A 23,594-nucleotide genomic window follows, 5' to 3' on the forward strand; every position below is an offset into this window, starting at 1 on the left:
AAAACAAGCAAAATGTCCACATTCTACGATACAAAAACAGGCAAAATCATATGCCTGGCTGTTGGTTTTATGCATGAATATATGTTTTAAATATGCAGAATCAATGCATAAATATAATGAACAAAACTGTTGCCAGGCGTTTTCTAATGTTAGGTAATCTACCTTTAAAACCGTTCTAAAACAGGAAGGGAAATTGTTTCCCTCTAGACCGCATAGCAAGCCCTACAGCAGGTTTTTTGTCACAGGTAGGTATGATACCCTTAACCCTGCTTTTTTTGTGGTAAAATCATTATTTTTATCATTATAAACAAGAGAAAAAACAAGCAACAACAAGCAATCACGAATAAGCAAAATGTACAAATACTTTTTCGGCTGTTTTTGCTTGTTTATTAGACAATATCGACGAATTTAAACAGCGAAAATAAAAAAATATGCGATTTTTTGAGGTTGTAAATAGCGGTTAATATAAAACCCTTTACCGCAAAATACAACCTGAAAAAATAGGGTTTAAACTAGGGTTTTTGGCATAAAAACAGGCATAGCGAAATGAAAAAACAACGATAATATCTATTCCCGCTAATAATGGGGATGGTCAACTCGACTACCCCTTGGGTTTTTGTGATTAGATAATTTATTACCTGGTAACAATTTTGGGAAATAAAAAATATTTCCCAACGCATGGTATTGGACTGGTCAGTCAGAAATTATTTCCTACTATTTTACTCGGAATTAAAACAATTAACAATATGTTTATTTTGTTAACTTTATTTTTATATTTTGTTAACAATGATTGATATTTTATTTCCTACTAATTCACTCAGAATTATACAAGCAATATAGACAGGGTGTTAAATATGTCGCACTCTATACGATATTTAATTGCAATTAATTTATCAATTTTAAATAATTTCTCATTATTTGTTTTAATCCATCTTATCAGAATATTTTTAAACGCATTGATTATACATTTTATTTTTATGTAAACTTACACTTTCATTCACAAGAGAGAACGAAAAAATCAAGGCAATAAGATTTTCCATATCAACCAAAAAAATAAAACCAAATCAAGGTGAATATTTGCCCGGAAAGGCGAAGCCCTGAAGGGCAAACAATAAGAATTATTTTATATTATTTTTTAATAATCATTTTATTTTAACAATAAGTATTTAAACAAATCAAGCCTATAGTTTTATCGCCCCGAAGGGGTGGAAACAATCAACCATAATCAAATAAAATACTTTTCAATGTTTTGATGTCCACAGGCCTTCATTTCATTCCGGCCTGTGTCCATGCCGCTTCGCGGCAATATTTTTTTCATCTACAACAAGGCATAAATGTTTCGATTTTGTTATTTCAGCCGCTCCAGGCCTTCATTCGCTTGCGCTCATTACGACCTTCCGCGGCAAATCCTATACAAAAAATTTAAATTTATGTGTCAATATCCCTACAACAAACATCATACTCTTCGCCATGACCTGCGTAACCCCTATGTGCATGTCTTGATGCGCGGAATGTGACAGAAGCGATAGCTAATGTCACATTCCGCGCTCGTCCTTGCACAAGCGAAGCGCAGGGCAAGGCGACAAACATAATTGTTTGTACTAATGAATTGACTTTAAAAATTATTTAAATAATCTTAATATTATTAAAATTCAATATTAATACAATTTAAATATACCTATTGTTAATTATTTTATTTTATAGATATATAGATATATACCAAATCCCAGAAGCCGCATAAATTCTGCATTTTTCAAAAAAATATATGTCATCCATGTCATATAAAACCCCTTGATATATGTCATCCATGACACATATCACTTACATGTTTATGGCAGACTTATTTTGCATAGTTTGGCTGCCGAAATCTGCACGTATAAAATGCCGAAATTGAACAAAGTTTGCATAAACTTTGCATGGAGGGGCGGGTATGATTGGCTGTTCTAGCGGTGTTGCCTAAGCAACGCCGCGCAGCCTAAATATCATACCCGCAGAGGCTCCTTGTCAAGTTTATGCGGATGGATGAATAATTACTTAATTGCCGAAATCTGCATTTTTGGATTGCCAAATACACTTACACTCAGCTAAATGTGTAGGGATATGAATATAGGTATATTTGCCTTGGTTAACCTGGGTCAATACCCCATAATATGACAATTCGTCAATGATTCTGAGCATCTGCCTGTAGCTGACCATATTTTGGATTATTTTTTCATGTATCTGCTTCAAACTATACTTGCCCTGGTCATCGCCAATGAAATTATCCAGCCTTACATAACACAACAACCTAAACATAACTGCTTCTGTCGTCGGTTTTAAAACATTGTTTTCGATTATTTCCCTTATTTTTTTCCAATATATCTTCGTAAACCTGCCTTTTTCCTTTCGCTCTCTAGCAATCCTGCTCTTTTCAGCCATTCTGTATACTTTTTTCGCAAAAAATTCATTCTGTTGTTTAAGTGTTTCGTTTTCTTCTTGCAATGCTTGTAATGTATCAATATATGCCTGTTCGTTCATGAATATCTTCTCCTTTCTGATATATATTGACAACTTGTCAATATTTTTTTGCTACAAAAAGCACAACAGACAGGCGGCCTAATCGGCCAACCTGTCTAATTTTTTATATTAGCATATTTTCAGAAAATTGTCAAACAATTCGCCTGTTTCAAGTAATTCTTGAAGTTCTGGAGAGAGTTTTTGGAGTTGTTTATGTTCTTTGTAAGTTCGACGTGATAATCCAATATTTTCTGCAAGTTCTGCTTGAGTTTTAAATAGGCGATTATCGCCTAATTTTTCTGGTCTTCCTCGTTCAATTCCGTTGCTAATTTTTCTTGGGGTTTAAAATTATTTTCATCGTAAATTTTGCCTTGTCATCCCTAAATCATTAGCTAATTCTTGTTGTGTCTTAACTGTAACATTATGTTGCAGTTTTTCTGGTCTACCTTCTCTTACCCCTTGTGTTTTCAAGTTCCGATTATTGGAACTTGATTTTCTATCACCACCATGTTGACTAATTGGTCTTCAACACATACTCACCAAAATATCGCCATGATTCATTTTCATTCAGCATACCTATGCCAGGTAATACCACATGAGAGAATTCGCCAGTCCGGACGTGTCTACTGCCGAACAACCTAAGCGAATATCCCTGTGTATATCCTGGTGTGGGGTATATCGTGATGAATACTTTTTCCATATCTATACCTTGGTTTTGTAATATATACGTTACTGAACTAGCGATCCGGCGGGAAAAAGAATAGATTTTTTCATTGTCCTGTCTTTCATTCAGCCGAACCCATATGTGATAACCTCTACCTGATTCAACCATTAGCGGTAATATATTTTCCAATTTCAGGTAAATGTACACATATTCTGCTACTAGGTATGTTTCTTCTGGTGATATTCCCCTACTATCGATGTTGAAGCAAAGTATATCATTCGCATAATCGTCAAAATAACCGCATACATTGCCGTTTTGTTTTATATGATGCAATAGTAAATAGTCATATACCTGTTGGGATACATGCAGGCGGTATTTGTGAATGTTCTTCTTGAAGTCCACATAATCAACCACAACGCCTGCTTTTCGCATAATGTCTATAAAATCAAAGCCAAAATCATTTACTTCTAGTTTCAAAACATTCGGTTTCATGCATGAGTAAAATTTTTTCAACAACGCTAGTTTTTGTTCTATTGTAAACATTGTTTAATTCCCTCCCAATTCCCCGGCCGGAAAACTGTAACGCCTAATTGTTTAGCGAATTCGATATTTTCCATGTCGTCAATCAGGTAGTGTATCTGCCATAGCCTGCATACTTTTGCTTTTATGTCTGATGTATCTATTAGTAAATCATAATGTATGCCATGTTTGGCTAACCATTGCTTCGTTTCGATATAGCAATTCCTCAAATCCCTATATGTGAGTATTACCACACGCCAACCATTGGTGTTTAACCATTGCATGAATTCCTGTGCTCCTGGTGCAATATCAGCCAATATATACGCTTGTTTGTGTATTTCGCGAATTTTCGGGTAATACTTTTTCGGAATGTCGTCATAAAGCAATTTATCTTTTTTAGCGTATATCAATGCCTGATTATATTCGTTGTCATTTGTTGGTCGAAAAGTATTCAAAACTTCAGAAAAATTATTCAAAGTATCATCAATGTCAACGGCTATTGTTTTGTTCATTATTTTTGCTCCTTTCTATGTAAAAATAATAGATATTATACGAAAAACATAAATAATTATCTAATAAATGAATATAAACGTATATAATTCTTTTTAATCATGATTTTTACCGCTTGACTATTGACAAGTTATCTCCATTGTCCTTATAATAAAATCAAAAACAAGGGAGGTAAAAAAATGAAATACTTCATTAAACAGATGAATGCCGAGGGAAGCGACACATTCAATACTAAAGAGGATATGTTGGTTGCACTTCGGGAATTAGTCTATGATGGTGGTTGGTATGATTTATCGGTGAGTGATGAAAACGGTACAGAATACGAAATAGACATTGCTGTATATCCTAAATGACAAAGGGCGGCATAAAACCGCCCTTACACTATTTCAACCACCGTTTTTCCTTCCTGTTCAAATTCATTTGTATCAATCCTTTGCCAAGCTTCAATTACTTGTGCTATTACTTGTTCATGTATTTCTTTACTTATACAATACGCGACAAGGTAAAATCCTATTTGCGACTTCCTGCGAGGAAAACGCAGGAAATACTTGTTGCTGTCATCGGGATATTTCCCAAAAAGAACATCACGAATGACAATAGCGTTTTCAATCTCGATGTTCGCAATTGCAATAACACCAGGTAGTTTTTCTTGTTGTCTGTTCGCTTTCTTGAACATGACAGATGTAATTTTCATCATGTACCCGCTCCTTTTTTGGTTTTGTTCATGAAAAAAGGGTGTAAGTTGAAATTACACCCTGTCATTAAGTGGTGACCATCACTATTCACGCATTTTCTGCTCTATCTGTTTGAGTACATACTCAGGTAATTTCGTGCTAGGGTCAAGTATCATCTCCCCATATCGGCCATACTTAAACCTGATTTTATACTGGTCGCCTGCGTTGGTTTCTGCAAAAATATATTGTTCGTCAAAAGTGTCAACAAGCCTGAATGTTTTTAGTTTCTGTTTCTCTTTTTCAGCCCAATATGCCTTGGCCAATTCTTTCAGCTTGATTTTTGCACTCATTGGCAAGTCATAACCAGGTATTTCTATGTGATTATTTTCAGCCATGTAACTAACAGGGCCTAATACTTGACCATTTTTGAAATAAATAGTAACCATAGGCAATCCATATCCAGGATTGTCGCTGAATTCGGCATTGATGACTTCATACTGATTCTCCCATTTCTCGTAACAGGTAGGGCAGGTCAATAGTATCTGTCCATCTAGGAACCTATACCATAGACCTTGATTTTTTGGCGAGAATGCCTTACCACATTCAGAGCATTTCAATTCAAGCAATGTTCTTTGTTTTTGTTGAAACATGAAACATCTCTCCTTTTGATTTTGATAAAATATAAAAACCGCCTAACGACCCATGATTGGCGCAAAAGGCGGATTTTTTATTGGTTTAATATGCAATTGTTTACATAATTCTATAAATGATTGCTCATGTTTTGGATTGACAACAAAGGTATCATCAATCAGCCATATCGCTATTTGTGAGTCAGTTAATTCCCCTAATCTGTATTTGATTGATTTTTTGTCTGTTTCAGACTTTTTCGGCCTACCTCTTGGCATTGGTAACCTCCCTATCTGACATTCAGGACTTTTTCAAGTCCTACGGCCAAAACCTTTCGCAATTCACTTGCCAATTCTTCGTTTTCTTCCGCTAGTTCATCAATGTCGGCTTTTATCAGTTCCAGGTTTCTTACAACTTGACTAAGCATTGATACCGTTTCGGCAATGTCAGCCATGACGTGATGAACATATTCGTAGTAACCGCATGTATTTTTGATTGTATAGGTTTCATGTTTTTCCATAAGACTATTCCCCCTTGATTTTGGAAAATTTTGGTACCTGCAAACCCTTGAAAATACTGGCTTCGCAGGCATTGGTATTTGTGACAAAATGGCTTGTACGATAGATACCCTTAACCTGTGACAAAACCTAAAATATTGTCTGGAATTTTCCTTTGTCCTGCTTCAATCATTGCAAGTAATGACCTACTTATACCTAGCATTTTTGCCGCTTCTTCCTGCGTGAGATTGTTTTTTTCACGAAAAAACTTTACAGGATTATCGATACCTCTTAAACTAAATAAACCACCACAAGAACAAGTAAGACCATAACCGTCATAATACATTTTCGCCTGTTTAAAACATTCAGGACAGGTTAGGTTATACCGTTTATTGTCTTTGACGTTTTGCAGGACTTTTTCGTATTCTTCGTAATTAACCCATTGACCATGTTCTTTGTACCTTACCACCTGATACCAATATCCACAAATAGGACATTGTTTCGGATCGTTATGTTCGTGACCACATACCGGGCAAATAGATTGCATATACAATCACTCCTTTTGCAATTTTCATAATAATTAAGACCATACAGGAATAAAAAAAATCAGACCAATTCATCCGGTCTGCATCCTAAGACTTCCGCCAATGCCAATAGTATATCTTGCGTTGGCTTTATTTGTTCATTTTCAACTTTCGCGACATATGACTGACTAACACCTAACATTTTGGCTAAGTCGTGTTGAGTTAGCCCTTTTTGCATACGGAGAATTTTCATCTTGGTTAATTTTGGCATTATATTCACCCCCCTTTGAATAATAATAATTATTAACTAACAACCAAAATAAAAAAATCCAGGTCAATGCCTGGATAATTACTCCTTCAATTAGAGTAATCTGTAAAATCGGGCAAAAATGTAAGGTTTTTTTGTATCTGCTGAATTACCCTTCCCTGTTTAACGTATTTTCGGCCAAAAATATTACATTTTTTTGTTTGGCGAAACTACCCCTCCAAAATAAGTCAAAATTTTCGGCCAAAAATGTAAGGTTTTTTTGCCTGGTGAAAAAATACTTCCCTGAGATAGTGCAATACTAGGCAAAAATGTAAGGTTTTTTTGTATTTTTTATTTTTCGTCCATCATACACAAACATTTTAAGCTAAATGTCTACAACGAATTTAAAAACCCTTCCATAAAATAGTGTCATTTTCGGCCAAAAATTTAACCTTTTTTCCTAGGACTTTTGTCTTATTTTTATAGGACTTTTGTCTTATTTTTGTGGGAACGTCCAATCAACCCTGTCATACATAAGGTCATAATACACTATCATTTCATCACCATTTTTATCTATGATTCTCTTACCAGCAGGAAAAAGCGGGTAATCTTCTATCTTGATATAGTTAACATAAAAATTTTTCCCTATCCAATCCATGACGGCTTTTTCTTTTTCAATCATAGAACAACAGCCTCCTTGGCTAATACAGCCAATCCTTATTATCCAGGGGATTGTATCGGGAAAACTGTGTCTTTATTTCTTGGTCATTCAATTGTAAATATATGCGAGTGCTTTCTAGGTCAGCATGTCCTAGTATCTTTTGCAAAGAGAATATATCGCCGCCATTAAGCAGGTAGTTTTTTGCAAAGGTATGTCGCCATGTATGACAGGAAATTTTTTCGCCTTGTAGGTTTAGTTCATGTTTTAGTTTTTTAAACATACTTTCTAACGCTGATGAAGTCATTTTCTGCCCTGTCCTGGACGGAAAAACATAAGGACAATCAGGGTTTTTGTCGGCAAGATATTCCTGCCTGTGTTTCAAGTACTCAATCAAAATTCTTTTCATCGCTCTGCTGATAGGTACGAAACGTTCCTTCATGCCTTTGCCTTTCTGGATACGGATCAGGTCGGTGGTAATGTTAATGTCCTGTAGCTTAAGTTCGATTAGCTCGTTCATTCTGATGCCAGTACTGAAAAATAGCGATATTATGCATCTGTTGCGAATTTCATAAAATGTATCGCCTTTAAAAGCGTTAAGCATTTTCTTTATTTCAACAGCAGTAAATGTTCTAGGTATGTATTTGGCAATCCAAAAATGCAGATTTCGGCAATTAAGTAATTATTCATCCATCCGCATAAACTTGACAAGGAGCCTCTGCGGGTATGATATTTAGGCTGCGCGGCGTTGCTTAGGCAACACCGCTAGAACAGCCAATCATACCCGCCCCTCCATGCAAAGTTTATGCAAACTTTGTTCAATTTCGGCATTTTATACGTGCAGATTTCGGCAGCCAAACTATGCAAAATAAGTCTGCCATAAACATAGGTATTATTTTTTCAATCTTCGGCGGATTGACTTTTTTTATTGGATTGTTTTTGATTATTTCTTCTTTTTCAAGAAAATTTAAAAATGTTTTGATAGTGCGGTAATATCTATGTATTGTAATATTGCGCATTGTACCTAGGCTTTTCAGGTGGTTAAGAAATTCTCTTATTTGATAGGCGGTAATATCTTCTACATGATAGACTTCCATTTTCTCCATGAGAAAATCTAAAAATCTAGGTAATTCTGTTTTATAAGTCTGAATAGTCCTTGCTGTCACTCCTTCTGATTGTTTGCTCGAAAAGAACATTTTAGCCGCTAACGTAATTTCCATTTCCGCTGATAGTCAGCCTTTTTGAATTTATTTGCAATGTATTCACATATACATGCAATACAATTGGTTTACCAATGAGTTATAGACAGCAATAAATCGAAGCTGATGCTGTAAAAAAACAAAAATCTGAGATAGAATCGCTTCTACCTCAGATTTTATCTGCATCTGGAGCGGGCGACGGGACTCGAACCCGCGGCACTCGGCTTGGGAAGCCGATGCTCTACCAACTGAGCTACGCCCGCACGATATTGACTTTACTGGATTTGTTAAAATTTACCTCTTACTTTTTATCAAAAAATGCGCAATTATTGGGGTCCCAACGCTATTGAGTATATAGCAAAAATGCAGTATTGTCAAGGATTAGGAGGCATTTCCTACCCGCTTCCCAAGACAAAGTTTTACCTCATTTTATTGGTTTCGTAAGCATTTTTTATGTTTCCTAAAAGAAAAAGCGGGGTTATACACCCGTTTGCAAATACAGCCAAAATATTTTGGGAACGTGTGTCACGCGAGCAATTGGCGTCATACTATATAGCACAATATTTAATTCCCATAAAGGGGAGTAGCTAACGGATGTCGTATCCGTGAGTAGTATCGACACACTGGCGAAAGCCCGGTACTACTGGCAGCGCGACTGCTATAGCGAGACCTTTATTTCCAGCGTTGTGATTGGAAATAGGGGTCTCTTCTGATTTTCCCCCAAGAAATTCCGCAAGGTCTGTAGCCATCGCTGCCACGGTAGCTATTGACCATAGGCCCCAGTTCACAGGCCGAGAAAATATTTGGCCGCAATGATTTGGAAGGTTAACGCCCGTTGCAATCCCTAGTTTGGCTGACATGATTTGAACGAAAATCGCCATTAAGTTACTCCATAGAATAACCCATAAAAGGTTGTAGCCAAATTGCGTACCTCCGCTGATATTCGTGCCAAAATTACCGGGATCCATATAGGCAACACTGACAATGAACGCCGGGCCAAGGTACTTGAATAATCCTTTGGCCTTTGCTTTCATTTCCCTCGTCTCAGGTAGAATTTGAAGGGGTAGGTGCGAAGCAAGTTGTTCTTCTTTCATCCTCATCATCCTTTCGGTTTATAATCTACAATCGCCATTTATTCAAGTTAAAATAGGCTACCGGCGATAAGTAGCTGCTTTAAAGTATGAAGTACGTATGTAATTGGTGAATTGTATTTATTCCATTTATGTTGGACAAACCATAAAGCAAAAAGCCCCACACTGGTAAGTGTAAGGCTTCAAGCTATCCCACCGAGGTTTATTCAAATTCGAAATGTTTTAACAAAACTCTTATATCATTAATTTGACCCGCATTCTCACCCTTTTCTTCATATAAATAATGCAGCCTACCAGTGAAATAACAATGGTAGGCTTTCTCTTTAAACGCTAGTCCCGTGATCTGGTTTTCTAGCGTGCTTATAAACCAAATTGGCTTATAATCCCATTAGAAAAGGCATCCGCCATCATCAATGCTTGTTTCTCGATTTGATTAAAAATCTCGATACTATTTGTGTAATTTTTGCTAAGCATAGCAACAGCCTCTTCTTTGGTTAATGCCAGGTGCTCATACCACATACTCCTCATATGTTTAACGGACCAGTAAGGATTAATATGTCTTAGGAAGTAAACGATCTCGTCCGCGTTTGCATACCATCGCTTCTCCGCATCTGCCGCCGCCTTGGTATTTCCATCCTTGGCCGCCTTCACAAGCTCTGCGGCAATAACCAGATGGTCTCTTATCAGTCGCTCAAACTCGCATGCAATTTCTTTTCCGTAAAAACGGCGAAATAACCTCGCGAAATCAGGGGCATTACGCAGAAGCCGCTTGGTAGTCGCCTCCAAATCGGGCAAATTGAATACAATCCCCATAATAACCATTCTCGTCCAATAAATATGCTGTTCCCAAAGCAGACGGAAACAGTCCCTTAGGTGTACTTGTGCTTCGCTAAGCATACATTCGTTATCGCTAAAAGATGCTGGGTCTTCATAATAATGTCCAGACAAATAGGTCCCCCCCCTTTTAATGTCGTTCTGCTACATAATATGCGGTCGATTAGAATAAGGCGACTTCACTGGAGACCTACTTGGGCAGCGGAAACTTTATTTAGTTATTTCCATTCGATAATTCTCCGCTTGGGACATTGGTTGGCGTCTCCGTCCGGAGCGGCGTCACGTTGCTTAGTGCGCAGGGAATTCTCGGTCGCCGACTGAATTACCCCACTATCTACTTAGATAACTGCAGCAAGGGCGGTAGAGACAAGATTCCTCAAGTACGATACTCCCCCTCGGTAACGTTGGGCATCACTACGTTAGCGCCGCTTCTAAGAGCAATAATCCGCCCATTCGGGTCCAGCTATTTTCATCTTCCAGTCTGGTATCATTATTGCCAGGCATAAAAGAAATTAGTTTATGTGATTACGATCCTACACCCGCATTTGACATTCTTGGCTGAGCGGGCAAGAACATTAGCCGGAAAAAGCGGTATCCTACAATAGCAATCCCGGCTAAAACAATCGCAGCGGCGAAAACCTGCCATGCAGCCAAGTCGCCGTCAGGAATACTGCCTGGCATCAGCGGCGTTTCCTGTCCACCCAAAACAAAGTTCAGCCGCAGAGCGTACACACCAATAACGGACATCAGACCGGCAAGAACTGGTGACAGCGTACTTTTCTTAGCCCATATGAGCAGCAGCATAGGCAGAACCAATCCCATTATTATTTGGATCCAGATAAACTGTATATGCCTTGGACCCCAAACTAGATGCATTACCGTTTCCCGCGCCCCAACAGAAGCCAGCGTAAGTACGATAAGGTGGAAAGTGATGAGCATAGCTTCGGTCACTACTAAGAAAAGTTTCAGCTCACCAAGAACCTCTAAGGCCGTTTCGGCGTCCCTCTCCCCCCGGTTGGGAAACGTATGAAGAAGAACAGTCAAAACAGCAGCAGCGCAAACTAAGCCAGAAACAAGAAACAGAACAGGAACAATGGCGGAATTCCACAAAGGCCGGCCCGGAACTACACCAATAAGCATCCCGGTATAAGTTCCCAGCGCCAACGCCAGCCCTGTCCCAAATAATAGAATTTTGTTACTTACAGTTTCGTTTTTCCAACATTTCCAACCATACCAGAACGATACGGGACCGTAAAGGGAAACGATCCACGTGCCCCAAGCCATTAAGGACATTGGATTAAAATTGAAAAGCAACATAAAAAACCGTTCGGGTGAGGCGAGATCGGCGATAAGGACAAGCGGCGCGGGAGCAAATGCCACCGCCGCTAAAACGGCAGCCGGCTTTACCAGTGAGCGCATTTTCTCCCACTTAAAGACGCTGGCGAGAGAGGAAATCAGAAACAGTCCGGCACTAAGTCCGGCTAAGAAAAAATACAGAACAATCAGCACGCCAAAAGACTGCTGTTGAGTCACGGCGTTTAATACGGTCGCCCCCATATCTACCGCCCCCCTTTTGCTATACGGAGCTTGGCGGGATCAAGCTGTATACCGTCAAGTCCGTGGTAATAAACACAAGGTTTGGTGCCCAGTTCGGCCTTCAACGTCTGATGGCTTCGACTCTTAAGCATGCGGCTTACATCACTGTTTGGATCGTTGATGTCGCCGAAATAGCGGGCCTGCCCCACGCAGGTGCTAACGCAAGCCGGCATTATGCCGGCCTCAACCCGGTGATAACAGAACGTGCATTTTGCCGCCACTTTTTGGACGGGGTCTATAAACCTGGCATCATATGGGCACGCCGCGAGGCAATAACGGCACCCGACACATTTGCCTGCATCAATCTGAACTGTGCCATCAATAGTCCTATAGGTCGCGCCTGTAGGACATACCTTTAAGCACGGCGCTTCCTCGCAGTGGTTGCAGAGTCGCGGGAGCTTTAAACTGCGCACGTTGGGATATTTGCCTGCCTCGTATTCTGTCACCCATGACCGGTGAACTCCCCTGGGAACCATGTTTTCATGCTTGCACACGACTGTGCAAGCATGACAGCCAATACATTTATTCAAATCAATGACCATTGCGTACTGTCGTTTGCTCAATGCACTTCACCCCTTACTCGCCTGGAATTGGCCATTCTACCGGCATCCAACGATGTGAATTCGGCCAATAGAGCCGTCAAAGCGGCATAAAATTCCCCCCCTGTTTTGGCCAGGGCTGCGGCATAATCCGGTAGCCAGCTCAAAAGATGTTCCCTAAGGAACTGAGACTGCAAGCCCTGCCAGCCTTCGCTTTCAGCCTCCGCTACGCTCTCTCCCTTCGTGAGAAACGCCATGAAGGCAAGTTGAAAACCAATATGATCAGGAACGGCAACCTCTTTTAAGGGAGGAAAAATCTCCAGGCTTCGCGGCTCAAACCCCAGTGTCTCATAACAAGCGGCACAATGAACGGCATCTTCACTCCATAATGTATTGTATTTAATGGCTGATTCAAAGGGAGGAACGTATTTGCCGCTACAAGGGACAAAGAAATGATCGTAATATTCCTGCTGGAGCGCCTGTAAGGCGCTTGCGGAACTCGCGGCTGCCGCACTGCGCTCTGCGGCGAGTTCGGCAAGCCGCTTGCTGATGGGTGAATCAATAATTTTTGTGATTTCCTCGGTAAAAATCATAAAATCCCGAAGTGATTCAACTGTGGGAAGCTTAGTATACGTAGAGGCGAATATTTCATAAATGGCGCTTCGTTCACCGGCACTAAGCATTATCTTCACCTCACTCGGCCGGCTCAATCCGCACACGGATGCCGTTCCGTCCGTGCGTGCCGCTTGATACTTCCGTCAGACCAAAAGGCTTGGGCAGTGACGGATCAGCGAGTCCAAGAGGATTGGACGCAATCCCGGTTCTCCGCACGGGGTCGCCTTTGACCTCTTTACCTCCAATAACATGTGTCCGCCCGCCATACTCCCACTTCCCATATCCGAAGTGAATAGCAGCTGTACCGCGGGCAACGCCCTCGCGCACCCTCAGGATGCCAACAGCCTGGTTAGTTGGCGAAATCACCTTCACCTTCTGGCCATCCTTCAGACCATGCTTTGCCGCGTCGGCGCTGTTGATTTCAACATAGTTGGTCGGGCCGAGCTCCTGCAGCGTCGGGCAATTGGACAGCATGGACACTCCCCTGAGCTTGGCTTTTGCCGAGGAGATCCGGAAAGGCCAGTCTTTTGTGGGGTATACATCATCAACCTTCCGGCCGTCGGCAAGCATCTCTTCAGTCCAAACCGGCACTCCTTCAAAATATTTGCCGGTAATGCTGTTTTTGCTTGTAGCCATGAGCTCGCTATAGAAGCAGAGTTTTACCGGCGCGCCGTAGCGCATCTTGTTACCGTCGTGATAACGGTCATCAGGCTCGAATCGCCCGCCTCTGGCCAACACGTACCCTACCTTTTTCCACTCTTCCGGCTTTATAGAATCGCGCCATTCACTGATAGCGCTTTCCATATCGGCAATCGCCCATTCTTCGCTCGATATGTCAGGTACGGGATTCTCATCATAAGCCATATTAGCCACGGCTTTAAGATAGAAATCCTCCCGCTTGTCAAGCGGCCAGAGCTTTCCGTCCGCATCGGCTATGGCATCCTTGCCAAAGCCCGGCAATCCCAACTTCTTCGCTACATCAATAATAAAGGCTTCCATACTCATAGGCTGGGATGATCCCTTGGGCGTCAGAGGTTTTATCACCGGCCAGCGCACAGCCGTCATTTTCGTATTAATCTGGGCTCGAACCGGTACCATTGCCCATTGCTCGTAAAAACTTGTATCGGGAACAACGTAGTCGGCCATGGCCGTTGTTTCCCCCATAACAATATCAATGCTAATGAACAGCGGTATATTTTCCGTCTTGCGCAGTTCCTTTATCATTTCTTCCCGGTATAGAGAAGGGGTCGAGTATAACGGATTGGCATAGCAGTTTACATAAATTTTGCACTGGTAGGGATAACGGTGGATGGCTGAAAACAGTGCTTGCCCGTCTAAAGAAAAGCCGACTGGATGCCACGGCAGTTTAGATGGATATGGATTTTGCCCTTTTGCGACTTTATTTTTATATTCCGTCGTCTTTTCATAGGGGAATCTTTCTCGGCTGATCATCACGCCTGACGGCTTGACCATTCCGGCAAAACTCTGCAGATTGTAGCGGGGTCCCGGAGTATAATGCTTGTAACCCGGGCCGTTTATTGCCATGCCTCCTTTGGTATTGTACGCCCCCATTAACGCCGGAAGCATCCAAAGAGCAACGGTAAACGGCAAGCTGTTGACGGAAACAGTGCCTGCGAGCGAATCTGTACCTACACGCGGCCCGTGGGAGGAAAATTCATTGGCAATGGCAATAATCTGCTCAGGCGGAACCTCGCATATTTTTGCATATTCTTCGATGGTATGCTTAAAGACGCCGTCGCGCAGCAAAGATAAAGCAGTAGCCACCTTGACAGGTCCCTGCGGACTGTCTACCGTTCCCTGGAAAAAGAGTTCGCCCGCTATAGCGGCAGTATGCAGCACAGGACTTTTCGACGACTTATCAATAACGATGAACCCTTCACCCGATAATCCAATATCGTGAGGACGGAGGAACTTTCTGTAGCTCGGGTGTCCGGGATCGGTAACAACCAGGTGGGTAGCGTTGCTATAGCTGTTATAACCCATAGCTTTTGCCGCATCAAGATGCGAACATTCTAAATAACTGGCATTATATTTGTGGTTCTCTAAAATCCAGCGCATAATGCCCAAAACAAATGCGCCGTCCGTTGATGGTTTAACGGGTATCCACTGGGTTTTTCCAGGAACATCGGTACCCCCTTGCATTACGGGATCCACCACGGCTATCTTAAGACGGCCCGAATTGGCGCCAAGAACAGTTTTTCTCGCAAGGGCCTGGAAGCTAAAACCGCTGTGCCCGGGGTAAGCGCCCTCATATATACAAAATTCGGCGCCTTGAAGATCAGGCTTATATGGCAACCCTGGGCCGCCGTCAAATAGGACCTGCCACGCAGGTCTCCACGCACCCCCTCAAGTGCCGGTATGGCCGTAAAAATTCGGTGACCCAAAGCTGTTTAGAACAAACCGCATAGCAAAGTTAACCCTGCCGTACGATCCACCGGAGTTCCATACCAAACCGTTGGCTTTGGGTCCCATTTCCGGGGCTTCGGGATTGATCGGAGTTTTTAGGTCTCTGACCTGGCGGAATCCCTCGATATGCGTATTGTCCCCCGCCTCTTTAAACAGCTGGCCGCCTTCAACGGTTTCCGTGATAAGCTCATCCCAGGTGATAGGCTTCCACTTTCCTTCGCCCCTGTTGCCTGTGCGTTTAAGGGGAGTAAGTATCCGCAGAGGATCGTAAACCTGCTCATAAGTTGCATTGCCACGAGCGCATAAGGTAGCTCGGTGCTTATGACCGAGATCCTTATTTAAGCTAAATGACTGATAGGCTGCCGTAAGCGGCGCCTCATAAGGAAGCGTTGGCTCCGCGCATTTTGGGCTATAAGGATTGCCAGCCACCCGCAGAATTTTTCCGCTTTTTTTGTCAATTTTTACTCTGTTGCCACACGAGCTGTAGCATCCCATACAGACACTATGCCGCATTACAATATCGGGATTAACTTCAACAGCGCCTGTTTCCGGATTAACCCTTGCCTCAAGCGGCTGACCGCCAAACCGCCTGTTCTCAGGAAACGAAGCAGGTGGCAAAGCAGCCCGGCCCGCGCGTTCAATACCAATGCCGAGGGCCGTAGAACCGGTCACCAAAGCGGCAAGTTTAATAAATTCTCTTCGCTTCAAGCTCACATCTCCTCTCACTTGAGTTTTCCGGCCGAATGTCCGGCGCGTATTTATAATTGCAAGTTCCGTGCCATAGACCTTTTTGCGTTCCCGTTAGCCTTGCCAAGCGCTAGATGTTTTATTTTTTGACAAAATAACAAAACCACTTGTCAAGTTGACAAGTGGTCACTCTGCTCCGGCGGGGTAAGCCCGTAATATTCAATCTTTCGGTACAGAGTCCGAAGAGCTATGCCAAGGAGTTCGGCCGCTTTCGGCTTATCCCATTTTACCTGACGCAGCACCCGGTTTATATGCTCCCTTTCCACAGATTCCAATTTCAAATCCTGACACGCCGATTCCCATGGATAATAAAGATCCTCTTTTTGTATCACACTCCCTCGGGACAGCAGAACTCCCCGTTCCAAAATATTGACAAGCTCCCGAACATTTCCCGGGTAATCATACGCCATAAGATACTCCATAGCTTCCCTGCTTAATTCCTTTGGACCGTGATAAAAACGGTTATTTAAAAAGTAAGAAACTAATAGGGGGATGTCCTCACGTCGTTCGCGCAGAGGGGGAACAGGCAGGGAAACTACGTTCAGCCTGTAATACAAATCCTTGCGAAATTTACCTGCAGCCACCATCTCCTTTAAATCACGGTTGGTTGCCGCCACAACGCGCACCTGTACGTGCCTTACGGCTGGATCGCCAACCCGTCGAAACTCCCCTGTTTCAAGAAACCGGAGCAGCTTTACCTGCAGGGAAATATCTAGCTCAGCGATTTCATCAAGAAACAGGGTGCCCCGATGAGCCAGTTCCACTAGCCCCTGCTTTGCCGTATGTGCTCCGGTAAATGCCCCTTTTACATGGCCGAATAACTCGCTTTCAGCCAAGTGCGCCGGCAGCGTCCCCACGTTAAGGGGAATAAAAGGCTGATCGGCACGGCGGCTCCAAAAATGCAACGCCTGTGCAACCAGTTCCTTTCCCGTTCCGCTTTCCCCTAAAACCAACACTGGTGAATCGCTGTCCGCCACCCTTTTGATCATTTCCGTCAACCAAAGCATGGAGGAGCTTTTGCCAATCAGGGGGCGATTGCCAATATGAGTTTTCTGAGCGGCCGCAAGCCCGATGCTCTTTTTTATCAGGCGTCCCTTTTCAGCGGCTTTTTGCAGGGTCAACTCAAGCTTCGCCGGTTCCACTGGCTTGGTGAGGTAATCGTAGGCTCCCCTCTTCATTGCCTCAATAGCGGTCTCAATGTCTCCATGGCCTGTTAGCATGACTACCTCGAGTGTCGGCTGCACTTCTTTAGCTTTCGCCAGGAGGTCTAGACCGTCCAGTTCAGGCATTTTGATATCAAACAGCGCGACGTCAAAACTTTTCGCCGCCACCGCCTTAAGAGCTTCAATAGGGGAACTAAAGGCGAATACTTCATGTCCCTGGCGGCTGAGCCGTTTTTGCAGCAGCTGAATGAAGGACATTTCATCATCAGCTATTAGAATGCGATAAGGTTCCATCCTCCACCTCTGTTACCGGCAGTTCAATCACCATTTTGGTTCCCTGCCCTTCCTGGCTTTCCGCATAAATATGTCCCTTAAGTTTGGAAATTATCCCGTAACATACCGATAATCCCAAGCCCGTTCCCTGGCCGAAGGGCTTTGTGGTATAGAAAGGTTCAAAAATCTGCCGGAGTTTATCCTGCGGTATGCCGTGCCCGGTATCAGCGAAAACAAGGCGCAGAATTCTATTTTCGCCTCTATCCAGGCATTCCGCCGAAACGTTGATTTTACCACCTAAGGGCATAGCATCAAGCGCATTGGTAAGGATATTCAGAAAGACCTGCTGAAGTTGTGATGCACTTGCCCGAATTGCCGGCAAAGGCTTGACAATATCCGTTGTCATTTCAACGCCTTGTTTGCGGAAGCGATAGCGGATTAACGGCAGTACATCTGACAATAGTCGTTCGATCAGGACTGCCTCCACTCTGTCCGACTGCGGCCGGGCAAAATTCAACAGGCTTTCGGTAATGGTAGCGGCCCGAGATATCTGTTCTTTCATGTCTTGTAGGTAAAACTCAAATTCCCCTTCTTGTTCAAGCCGGGCCGCTCCCTCCAAACGAAGCCGTTCCAGCAGATCCGTCACATAAAAAGATAGAGTGTTTACTGGGTTATTGATTTCATGGGCGACTCCGGCGGCAAGCAACCCAATAGCGGCCATTTTCTCCGTCTGATACATAGAAACCTCCAGTTCTCTACGGCGGCGCAGTTCAGACGTCATGGCGTTAAATGCCTCAACAACCTGACCCAGCTCATCATTCCCCTGGCTTGGGATGCGATAGTCCAAATCTCCGCTAGACACGCGGCTGACCCCTTCAGACAAGGCATTCAGCGACCTGGTAAAAATAAAAGCAAAAAATACGCTGATGGCAACGGCTGCAATCATTACAGCAACCATCGCAGCGGCCAGCTTAAAGATAAGATCCCACAGCGGGCCATAGACCGTGGCTGTAGGCTGCTCAATAATAACGCCCCAGTCGGTTCCCCGCACTCTGGTATATACGCCGAGCACTTCCTGTCCGGTATATGAAACATACCGCATCGGAGTTGGAACAGCCCCTTCCCCCCGGCCTTTTAGCAGTTCCTGGACGGCAAGGCTGTCCATGACAGATTGGCCGCGAACCACTTGGCCAAAGTCTTCGTGCCCAATCAAGAAGCCCTTTTCATCGACAAGAAAAATATACCCTCCGCCGCCAATCGGCATTGAAGCAATTCGTTCCATTACGCTCCGCAAGGATACCTGCGCGATAAGTCCGCCCAAACTCCCTTTTTCCGATTGACCAAATATAGGAACAGCCATGGTAAAAACTACGTTGTTATCCTTTTCCAGTCTTGCTGCCCCAACGTAGGATTTTCCCTGGAGCGACTCATAGACACCCGGTTTGAGTGCAACCTGGCGCAAGTCATTAGGGCCGACAGCATACCTGCGGGAAACCTTGGTTAGCTCTTGTCCTTCTTTGTTAACTACTGCCAACTCTTCAATATAGGGGTAACGGTTTATGATCGTATAAAGAAGCCTCTCCTTTACAGCTTTTTCGTCAGTAAGCAGGCGATTCGATTCAGCCATCGCCATAGTCTCAAGCGACGTGCGAAGCGTACTGACGAGTTCAGCTGTATCATTAGCTACTCTCATGGCAACCATGGAATGGTTTTTATTGATAGAGCTTTCGAGATCGCTCCTGGCCGTCTTCATGCTGTAAAGACCCAGTAGCAGGATCGGCAGTATCGACATAGTGATACCAAAGGCGAGCAGCCGGAACTTTATACTAACGAACCACTTGCCGCTAAAAACGAATGGTTCTTTCATACTATTACTTCGCCGCCGTTCATTCGATATACTTAGTCACAAAGGGAAGAGTGGAATGGTTTATCTGAATGCCAAGTTTCTTTGCCGTTCGGGTGTTTAAATGAAACTCGAGGCGAGCGGGAGATTCCACCGGAATATTGGCTGGCTCCTGATTTCGCAAAATATTGCTCACTATCCGGGCCGCCTGCCGGCCTTCCTCTTTGTAAGGCAGCCCGTATGAAGCCAGCAGCCCTTTCTGAGTCTGTTGCTCGCTTACGCCCATAACCGGAATTTTCTCAGCTATGCTCCAGTCCGCCAGGCACTCGGACATAGCCTCAAAAAGCAGGCTGCACATTAGGAGAACGCCGTCAGTCCACCCCTTCTCCTTTTCCAGCGCCGCCATTACTTCCTGGGAAGTGGTAACTGAAATAAGTTTCATGGTTACATTAAATTTTTCCGCCGCTTCATACAAGTACGCGGCGCTCGGGCCAATTGGCGTGGAGTGCGGGTTGTAAAGAACAAGGACCTGCCTAATTTCCGGGACAAGCCGTTTCAAGTATTCAAGCCGTTTGCCTGATAGCTGTACATAATGGCTGTCTACGCCGGTTACATTGCAGCCTGGATTGACGGTATCTTTGACAATCCCCATCTCGACTGAGCAGCCCACCCCGACAAATACTACGGGTACCTGTACTGCCTCTGTTGCTTCCTTCGCAGCGAAAGTTTCAAACGTTCCGGTGGTCACAATTACGTCGACTTTGTCGGTAACCAGCTCCTTTGCCAGCTTAGGTAGCAGGGAAACATTATTTCCCGCATTTTTTACGATGATTGACACATCCTTCCCTTCCACAAAACCGTAATGAGGAAGGCCAACCCGCAATCCTTCCAACTTGGGGAGCCGCAAATCGCTGGCGACAAGTACGCCAATCTTTTTAGGTTGGTTTGCCGACGCCCCTTGTCCTGCAAAATAAAAAACCATCATGATTATAACGGTTGCAGCCAACCCAAACCATGCGAAAATTCTCATAACATAAACCTCATCAATTGAACAATTTGTTTAAATCATGTATACAACCTTTTAGCCAACAGTCCTTCCGTAAAAACTGAAAATTTACTGAAAATTTAATGAAGACTACAAGCCTCATGAGGTAAAATTTCCCTGGCACAAAAAAACGGCGGACTATCCGCCGTTTTCTATTACCCTATCTTCTTTTTCTGTCGGTAACCGTACCCGGCTGAAACTTTGCGCCCGATCCCGTTAATCTTACCGGTAATACAAGACCGGCAGCGCGCGGGAGTGTCGTTGATGCAGATCTTGCCGGGATAAATGGCATATAATTGGCGATACTCCCCTTCGGTAACGTTGGGCATAACGACATTGGCGCCGCTTCTAAGAGCAATAATCCGCCCATTCGGGTCCAGCGATTCCATAGCCGTAGTAGCCGGTATGTTGATGTCCGGCATTAGGAGCCGGGTAATCGCCATAACTTTTAGGCTGAGCGTAAACGTGCCGCCTTTTTCGCCATGGAGGGGAGTGTCCGGATTGGGGATGAACGGCCCGACGCCAATCATGTCGGCATCGATCTCTTTAAAAAAGAGAATATCGTCAGCAAGCGATTCAAGGCTTTGCCCGGGCAGTCCTACCAGACAGCCTGTACCAACCTCGTAGCCAAGTTCTTTTAAATCACGCAAGCACCGCATTCTGTTTTCAAAACTCATCCCCGGGTCCAACGCCTCATAGAGAGCTTTGTCAGTCGTCTCAATCCGCAGCAGATACCGATCGGCTCCCGCCTCCTTGTAAGCCGCGTATTCTTCCCGGGTCTTTTCGCCGATACTAAGCGTCAGGGCCATGTCCAAGGCCTTGATTTCGCGGATAATATGCTGCATCGTTGGTACATCAAACGAACTGTCTTCGCCGGATTGCAGTACTATCGTTTTGTAGCCGTAAGACTTGGCTTTGCGGGCAAAATCAATAATCTGCTCGACTGTCAGCCGGTATCTTTTTAGCCTATGATTGTCGCGTCTCAGCCCACAGTACAAGCAATTTTGCTTACATATATTGGAAAATTCAATTAAGCCCCGCAGATGGACTTCATCGCCCACAAACCTCTTGCGCACCCGGTCGGCCGCCGCAAACAGCTCCTGATTATACTCATCGGTCGCCAAGAGTTTAACGATTTCGTCCTTGGATAAATCGTGATTCTGTTCCGCTTTCGCTATAATATTCAGCAAACTCCCTCGCCCTCCGGCTCCAGTTTTGAAAGAGAAAAAATTTCTTTTAATATCAATTTTATTATAATCGGTGATCCGGCTTATGACCAGATGCCGTCTCTATATTCATAAACAAATAATAGCAGCCATCCCACCTACAGCCAGCGCAACCCCTTGGGATAATGGTTTTTCAGGCAATCCGCGCTCTGCTTGCCCCACCCGAGGGGATAACCGTCGACAGTCACGAGCGTCCACCCTTTTTCGCCCTGGCGAGGCAGCGCTTCGCCCCGCAGATAGCGCCGAACCGCATCGCTATCGGCGGAAAAGTCGGCCGTGAGGCGGACATCCTTGGCGGTAAGAGCAACAGCAAGGGCATGCGCCGGTTCAAACCGGTTTTTCGCCAGCACGCCCAAATGCCAGCCGGGCCGAAGAACCCTAAGCCCAGCGAGCGGCGGCGTGCCCGGTGGCAGCAGATAAAGATGATCGCCAAACAGCCGCAGATCGCCTTCCGGCACGGTGGTCAGGAATTCCCGGCAAAAAGCAAGATAGTCTTTTAAGCGCGAGTCGGCGCGGCGTTTGTCGTCTTGGCGGACAGGCCGGACACCGGCCGCTTCACTTTCCCCCCGTTTGCGCAGCAGGGCAATGAAATGGCCTTCGCCCCGGAGCTTGTGCGGCCACAGGCGCACAGCACCGGCAAGGTCGGCGTGGCCGCCGCCCCAGGCCGGCACGGCAGGAGCAAAGCCATGGTCATGCGGCAGCGGCACTACCGCCAAATCCCGGTAGGTAGCCAGCAGCCAGGCGATAATTTCTTCGTTTTCCTCCGGGGCAAACGTGCAGGTAGAATAGAGCAGCCAACCGCCATCCTTCAGCATTTTCACCGCGTTTGCTAAAATCTCTCGCTGCCGGGCGGCGCACTGGCGTGGCGCATCGGCCGTCCACTCCTGGCAGGCATCCGCATTCTTGCGGAACATGCCTTCACCCGAGCAGGGCGCATCCACCAAAATCCGGTCAAAAAAGGCGGGGAACCGCTCGGCCAGCCGTAGTGGCGTTTCGTTCGTCACGATACAGTTTTTTATGCCAAGCCGTTCGATGTTTTCGGACAGAATTTTGGCCCGGGCCGGATGGACTTCATTAGCAATAAGCAGGCCCTGCCCCTGCATGAGGGCCGCCAGGTGCGTCGCCTTGCCGCCCGGCGCGGCCGCCAAATCCAAGACAACTTCTCCCGGCTGCGGCGCCAGGAGCGGTGCCGCAGCCATGGCGCTCGGCTCCTGAATATAATATAAACCGGCAGCATGGTAAGGGTGTTTGCCCGGCCGCTCCTCTTCGGCGCAGTAAAACCCGTCGGCCGTCCAGGGCACGGGCGTCAGGGCAAACGGCGCCAGGCTAACCAGTTCGGCCGGCGTAATTTTCAGGGTGTTTACCCTCAGGCCATAAGTGCGAGGCTCTTCGTAGCTTTGGTAAAAAGCGGCGAACTCATCTGCCAGCAAGGCCTGCATCCGCTGGCAAAAGGCCGCAGGTAGATCGTGTTCCATAGAACCTCCTTAGCGTCAGGCGGACTATCTAAAGGGATTATAGCCGCTGAGGCTGACTTGCGCAAGCACCACCAATACGCGTGCCATATGAAAAAACGGCGGGGG

25 protein-coding genes and 1 tRNA gene are annotated in these 23,594 nt (G+C 44.7%); 1 reads left to right on the forward strand and 25 read right to left on the reverse strand.

Annotated elements, in window-relative coordinates; translation table 11 throughout:
• Positions 1 to 2,034: 2,034 nt before the first annotated feature.
• The 3 genes from BLQ99_RS07270 to BLQ99_RS07280 form a co-directional block, all read right to left on the reverse strand.
• Positions 2,035 to 2,517 (reverse strand): hypothetical protein, encoded by a 483-nt coding sequence (locus tag BLQ99_RS07270; RefSeq protein ID WP_093689596.1) that lies wholly within the window; start codon positions 2,515 to 2,517, stop codon positions 2,035 to 2,037.
• Between the two features lie 493 nt (positions 2,518 to 3,010).
• Complete coding sequence (locus tag BLQ99_RS07275; RefSeq protein WP_093689598.1) at positions 3,011 to 3,703, reverse strand: hypothetical protein; 693 nt, start codon at positions 3,701 to 3,703, stop codon at positions 3,011 to 3,013.
• Complete coding sequence (locus tag BLQ99_RS07280) at positions 3,691 to 4,191, reverse strand: HAD family hydrolase (RefSeq protein ID WP_093689599.1); 501 nt, start codon at positions 4,189 to 4,191, stop codon at positions 3,691 to 3,693. The genes BLQ99_RS07275 and BLQ99_RS07280 overlap by 13 nt, the downstream gene beginning before the upstream one ends.
• A 177-nt stretch (positions 4,192 to 4,368) precedes the next feature.
• Here BLQ99_RS07280 and BLQ99_RS14915 point away from each other — a divergent pair, with 177 nt between their 5' ends.
• Positions 4,369 to 4,542: a hypothetical protein gene (locus BLQ99_RS14915; RefSeq protein ID WP_171904625.1), complete on the forward strand. Its 174-nt coding sequence runs from the start codon at positions 4,369 to 4,371 to the stop codon at positions 4,540 to 4,542.
• A gap of 23 nt (positions 4,543 to 4,565) precedes the next feature.
• On the opposite strand, the gene BLQ99_RS07285 is transcribed toward BLQ99_RS14915, so the two are convergent.
• The 22 genes from BLQ99_RS07285 to BLQ99_RS07390 all read right to left on the reverse strand — a co-directional run bounded on the left by BLQ99_RS07285 (position 4,566) and on the right by BLQ99_RS07390 (position 23,489).
• Positions 4,566 to 4,886 (reverse strand): septation protein SpoVG family protein, encoded by a 321-nt coding sequence (locus tag BLQ99_RS07285; protein WP_093689601.1) that lies wholly within the window; start codon positions 4,884 to 4,886, stop codon positions 4,566 to 4,568.
• An 81-nt stretch (positions 4,887 to 4,967) separates the two neighbouring features.
• Positions 4,968 to 5,513, reverse strand: a complete 546-nt coding sequence (locus BLQ99_RS07290; protein ID WP_093689603.1) for a hypothetical protein — start codon at positions 5,511 to 5,513, stop codon at positions 4,968 to 4,970.
• Positions 5,514 to 5,555: 42 nt separating this feature from the next.
• A complete protein-coding gene (locus BLQ99_RS07295; protein ID WP_093689605.1) occupies positions 5,556 to 5,768 on the reverse strand; it encodes a hypothetical protein in 213 nt (70 codons plus the stop codon).
• 11 nt (positions 5,769 to 5,779) lie between these two features.
• Positions 5,780 to 6,010, reverse strand: coding sequence for a hypothetical protein (locus BLQ99_RS07300; protein WP_093689607.1), 231 nt, complete (start codon positions 6,008 to 6,010; stop codon positions 5,780 to 5,782).
• A 110-nt stretch (positions 6,011 to 6,120) separates the two neighbouring features.
• Complete coding sequence (locus BLQ99_RS07305) at positions 6,121 to 6,534, reverse strand: helix-turn-helix domain-containing protein (RefSeq protein WP_093689609.1); 414 nt, start codon at positions 6,532 to 6,534, stop codon at positions 6,121 to 6,123.
• Between the two features lie 59 nt (positions 6,535 to 6,593).
• The gene (locus BLQ99_RS07310; protein ID WP_093689611.1) at positions 6,594 to 6,782 is read right to left on the reverse strand and encodes a helix-turn-helix domain-containing protein; all 189 of its coding nucleotides are present in this window, start codon (positions 6,780 to 6,782) and stop codon (positions 6,594 to 6,596) included.
• Positions 6,783 to 7,254: 472 nt separating this feature from the next.
• Positions 7,255 to 7,440, reverse strand: coding sequence for a hypothetical protein (locus tag BLQ99_RS07315; protein WP_093689613.1), 186 nt, complete (start codon positions 7,438 to 7,440; stop codon positions 7,255 to 7,257).
• A 19-nt stretch (positions 7,441 to 7,459) separates the two neighbouring features.
• Positions 7,460 to 8,080 (reverse strand): tyrosine-type recombinase/integrase, encoded by a 621-nt coding sequence (locus BLQ99_RS07320; RefSeq protein ID WP_342721899.1) that lies wholly within the window; start codon positions 8,078 to 8,080, stop codon positions 7,460 to 7,462.
• A gap of 154 nt (positions 8,081 to 8,234) precedes the next feature.
• The gene (locus BLQ99_RS07325; RefSeq protein ID WP_093689617.1) at positions 8,235 to 8,636 is read right to left on the reverse strand and encodes a tyrosine-type recombinase/integrase; all 402 of its coding nucleotides are present in this window, start codon (positions 8,634 to 8,636) and stop codon (positions 8,235 to 8,237) included.
• Positions 8,637 to 8,802: 166 nt separating this feature from the next.
• Positions 8,803 to 8,878, reverse strand: a tRNA-Gly gene (locus BLQ99_RS07330).
• A 324-nt stretch (positions 8,879 to 9,202) separates the two neighbouring features.
• On the reverse strand, positions 9,203 to 9,709 hold the full coding sequence (locus tag BLQ99_RS07335) for an Nramp family divalent metal transporter (protein WP_093689619.1): 507 nt from the start codon (positions 9,707 to 9,709) through the stop codon (positions 9,203 to 9,205).
• A 357-nt stretch (positions 9,710 to 10,066) separates the two neighbouring features.
• Positions 10,067 to 10,654, reverse strand: coding sequence for a hypothetical protein (locus BLQ99_RS07340; RefSeq protein WP_245690338.1), 588 nt, complete (start codon positions 10,652 to 10,654; stop codon positions 10,067 to 10,069).
• A gap of 411 nt (positions 10,655 to 11,065) precedes the next feature.
• The gene (gene nrfD, locus BLQ99_RS07345; protein WP_093689621.1) at positions 11,066 to 12,097 is read right to left on the reverse strand and encodes an NrfD/PsrC family molybdoenzyme membrane anchor subunit; all 1,032 of its coding nucleotides are present in this window, start codon (positions 12,095 to 12,097) and stop codon (positions 11,066 to 11,068) included.
• A gap of 2 nt (positions 12,098 to 12,099) precedes the next feature.
• A complete protein-coding gene (locus tag BLQ99_RS07350; protein ID WP_245690340.1) occupies positions 12,100 to 12,699 on the reverse strand; it encodes a 4Fe-4S dicluster domain-containing protein in 600 nt (199 codons plus the stop codon).
• Positions 12,696 to 13,358, reverse strand: a complete 663-nt coding sequence (locus tag BLQ99_RS07355) for a TorD/DmsD family molecular chaperone (protein ID WP_093689623.1) — start codon at positions 13,356 to 13,358, stop codon at positions 12,696 to 12,698. The genes BLQ99_RS07350 and BLQ99_RS07355 overlap by 4 nt, the downstream gene beginning before the upstream one ends.
• Before the next feature lie 10 nt (positions 13,359 to 13,368).
• Positions 13,369 to 15,606: a molybdopterin dinucleotide binding domain-containing protein gene (locus tag BLQ99_RS07360; RefSeq protein ID WP_093689625.1), complete on the reverse strand. Its 2,238-nt coding sequence runs from the start codon at positions 15,604 to 15,606 to the stop codon at positions 13,369 to 13,371.
• Between the two features lie 51 nt (positions 15,607 to 15,657).
• Positions 15,658 to 16,425: a hypothetical protein gene (locus BLQ99_RS15280; protein WP_093689627.1), complete on the reverse strand. Its 768-nt coding sequence runs from the start codon at positions 16,423 to 16,425 to the stop codon at positions 15,658 to 15,660.
• 149 nt (positions 16,426 to 16,574) lie between these two features.
• Positions 16,575 to 17,921, reverse strand: coding sequence for a sigma-54-dependent transcriptional regulator (locus tag BLQ99_RS07370; protein ID WP_093689629.1), 1,347 nt, complete (start codon positions 17,919 to 17,921; stop codon positions 16,575 to 16,577).
• Positions 17,893 to 19,767, reverse strand: coding sequence for a sensor histidine kinase (locus BLQ99_RS07375; RefSeq protein WP_093689631.1), 1,875 nt, complete (start codon positions 19,765 to 19,767; stop codon positions 17,893 to 17,895). Before BLQ99_RS07375 ends, BLQ99_RS07370 begins: the two co-directional genes overlap by 29 nt.
• A 19-nt stretch (positions 19,768 to 19,786) precedes the next feature.
• Entirely contained in the window at positions 19,787 to 20,773 is a 987-nt protein-coding gene (locus BLQ99_RS07380) for an ABC transporter substrate-binding protein (protein WP_093689633.1), read from the reverse strand.
• Positions 20,774 to 20,943: 170 nt separating this feature from the next.
• The gene (hydE, locus tag BLQ99_RS07385) at positions 20,944 to 21,978 is read right to left on the reverse strand and encodes a [FeFe] hydrogenase H-cluster radical SAM maturase HydE (RefSeq protein WP_093689635.1); all 1,035 of its coding nucleotides are present in this window, start codon (positions 21,976 to 21,978) and stop codon (positions 20,944 to 20,946) included.
• A 134-nt stretch (positions 21,979 to 22,112) separates the two neighbouring features.
• Complete coding sequence (locus BLQ99_RS07390) at positions 22,113 to 23,489, reverse strand: RsmF rRNA methyltransferase first C-terminal domain-containing protein (protein ID WP_093689637.1); 1,377 nt, start codon at positions 23,487 to 23,489, stop codon at positions 22,113 to 22,115.
• Positions 23,490 to 23,594: the final 105 nt, after the last annotated feature.

It is taken from the genome of Sporolituus thermophilus DSM 23256, from assembly GCF_900102435.1.
GTDB classification, from domain to species: Bacteria; Bacillota; Negativicutes; order Sporomusales; family Thermosinaceae; genus Thermosinus; species Thermosinus thermophilus.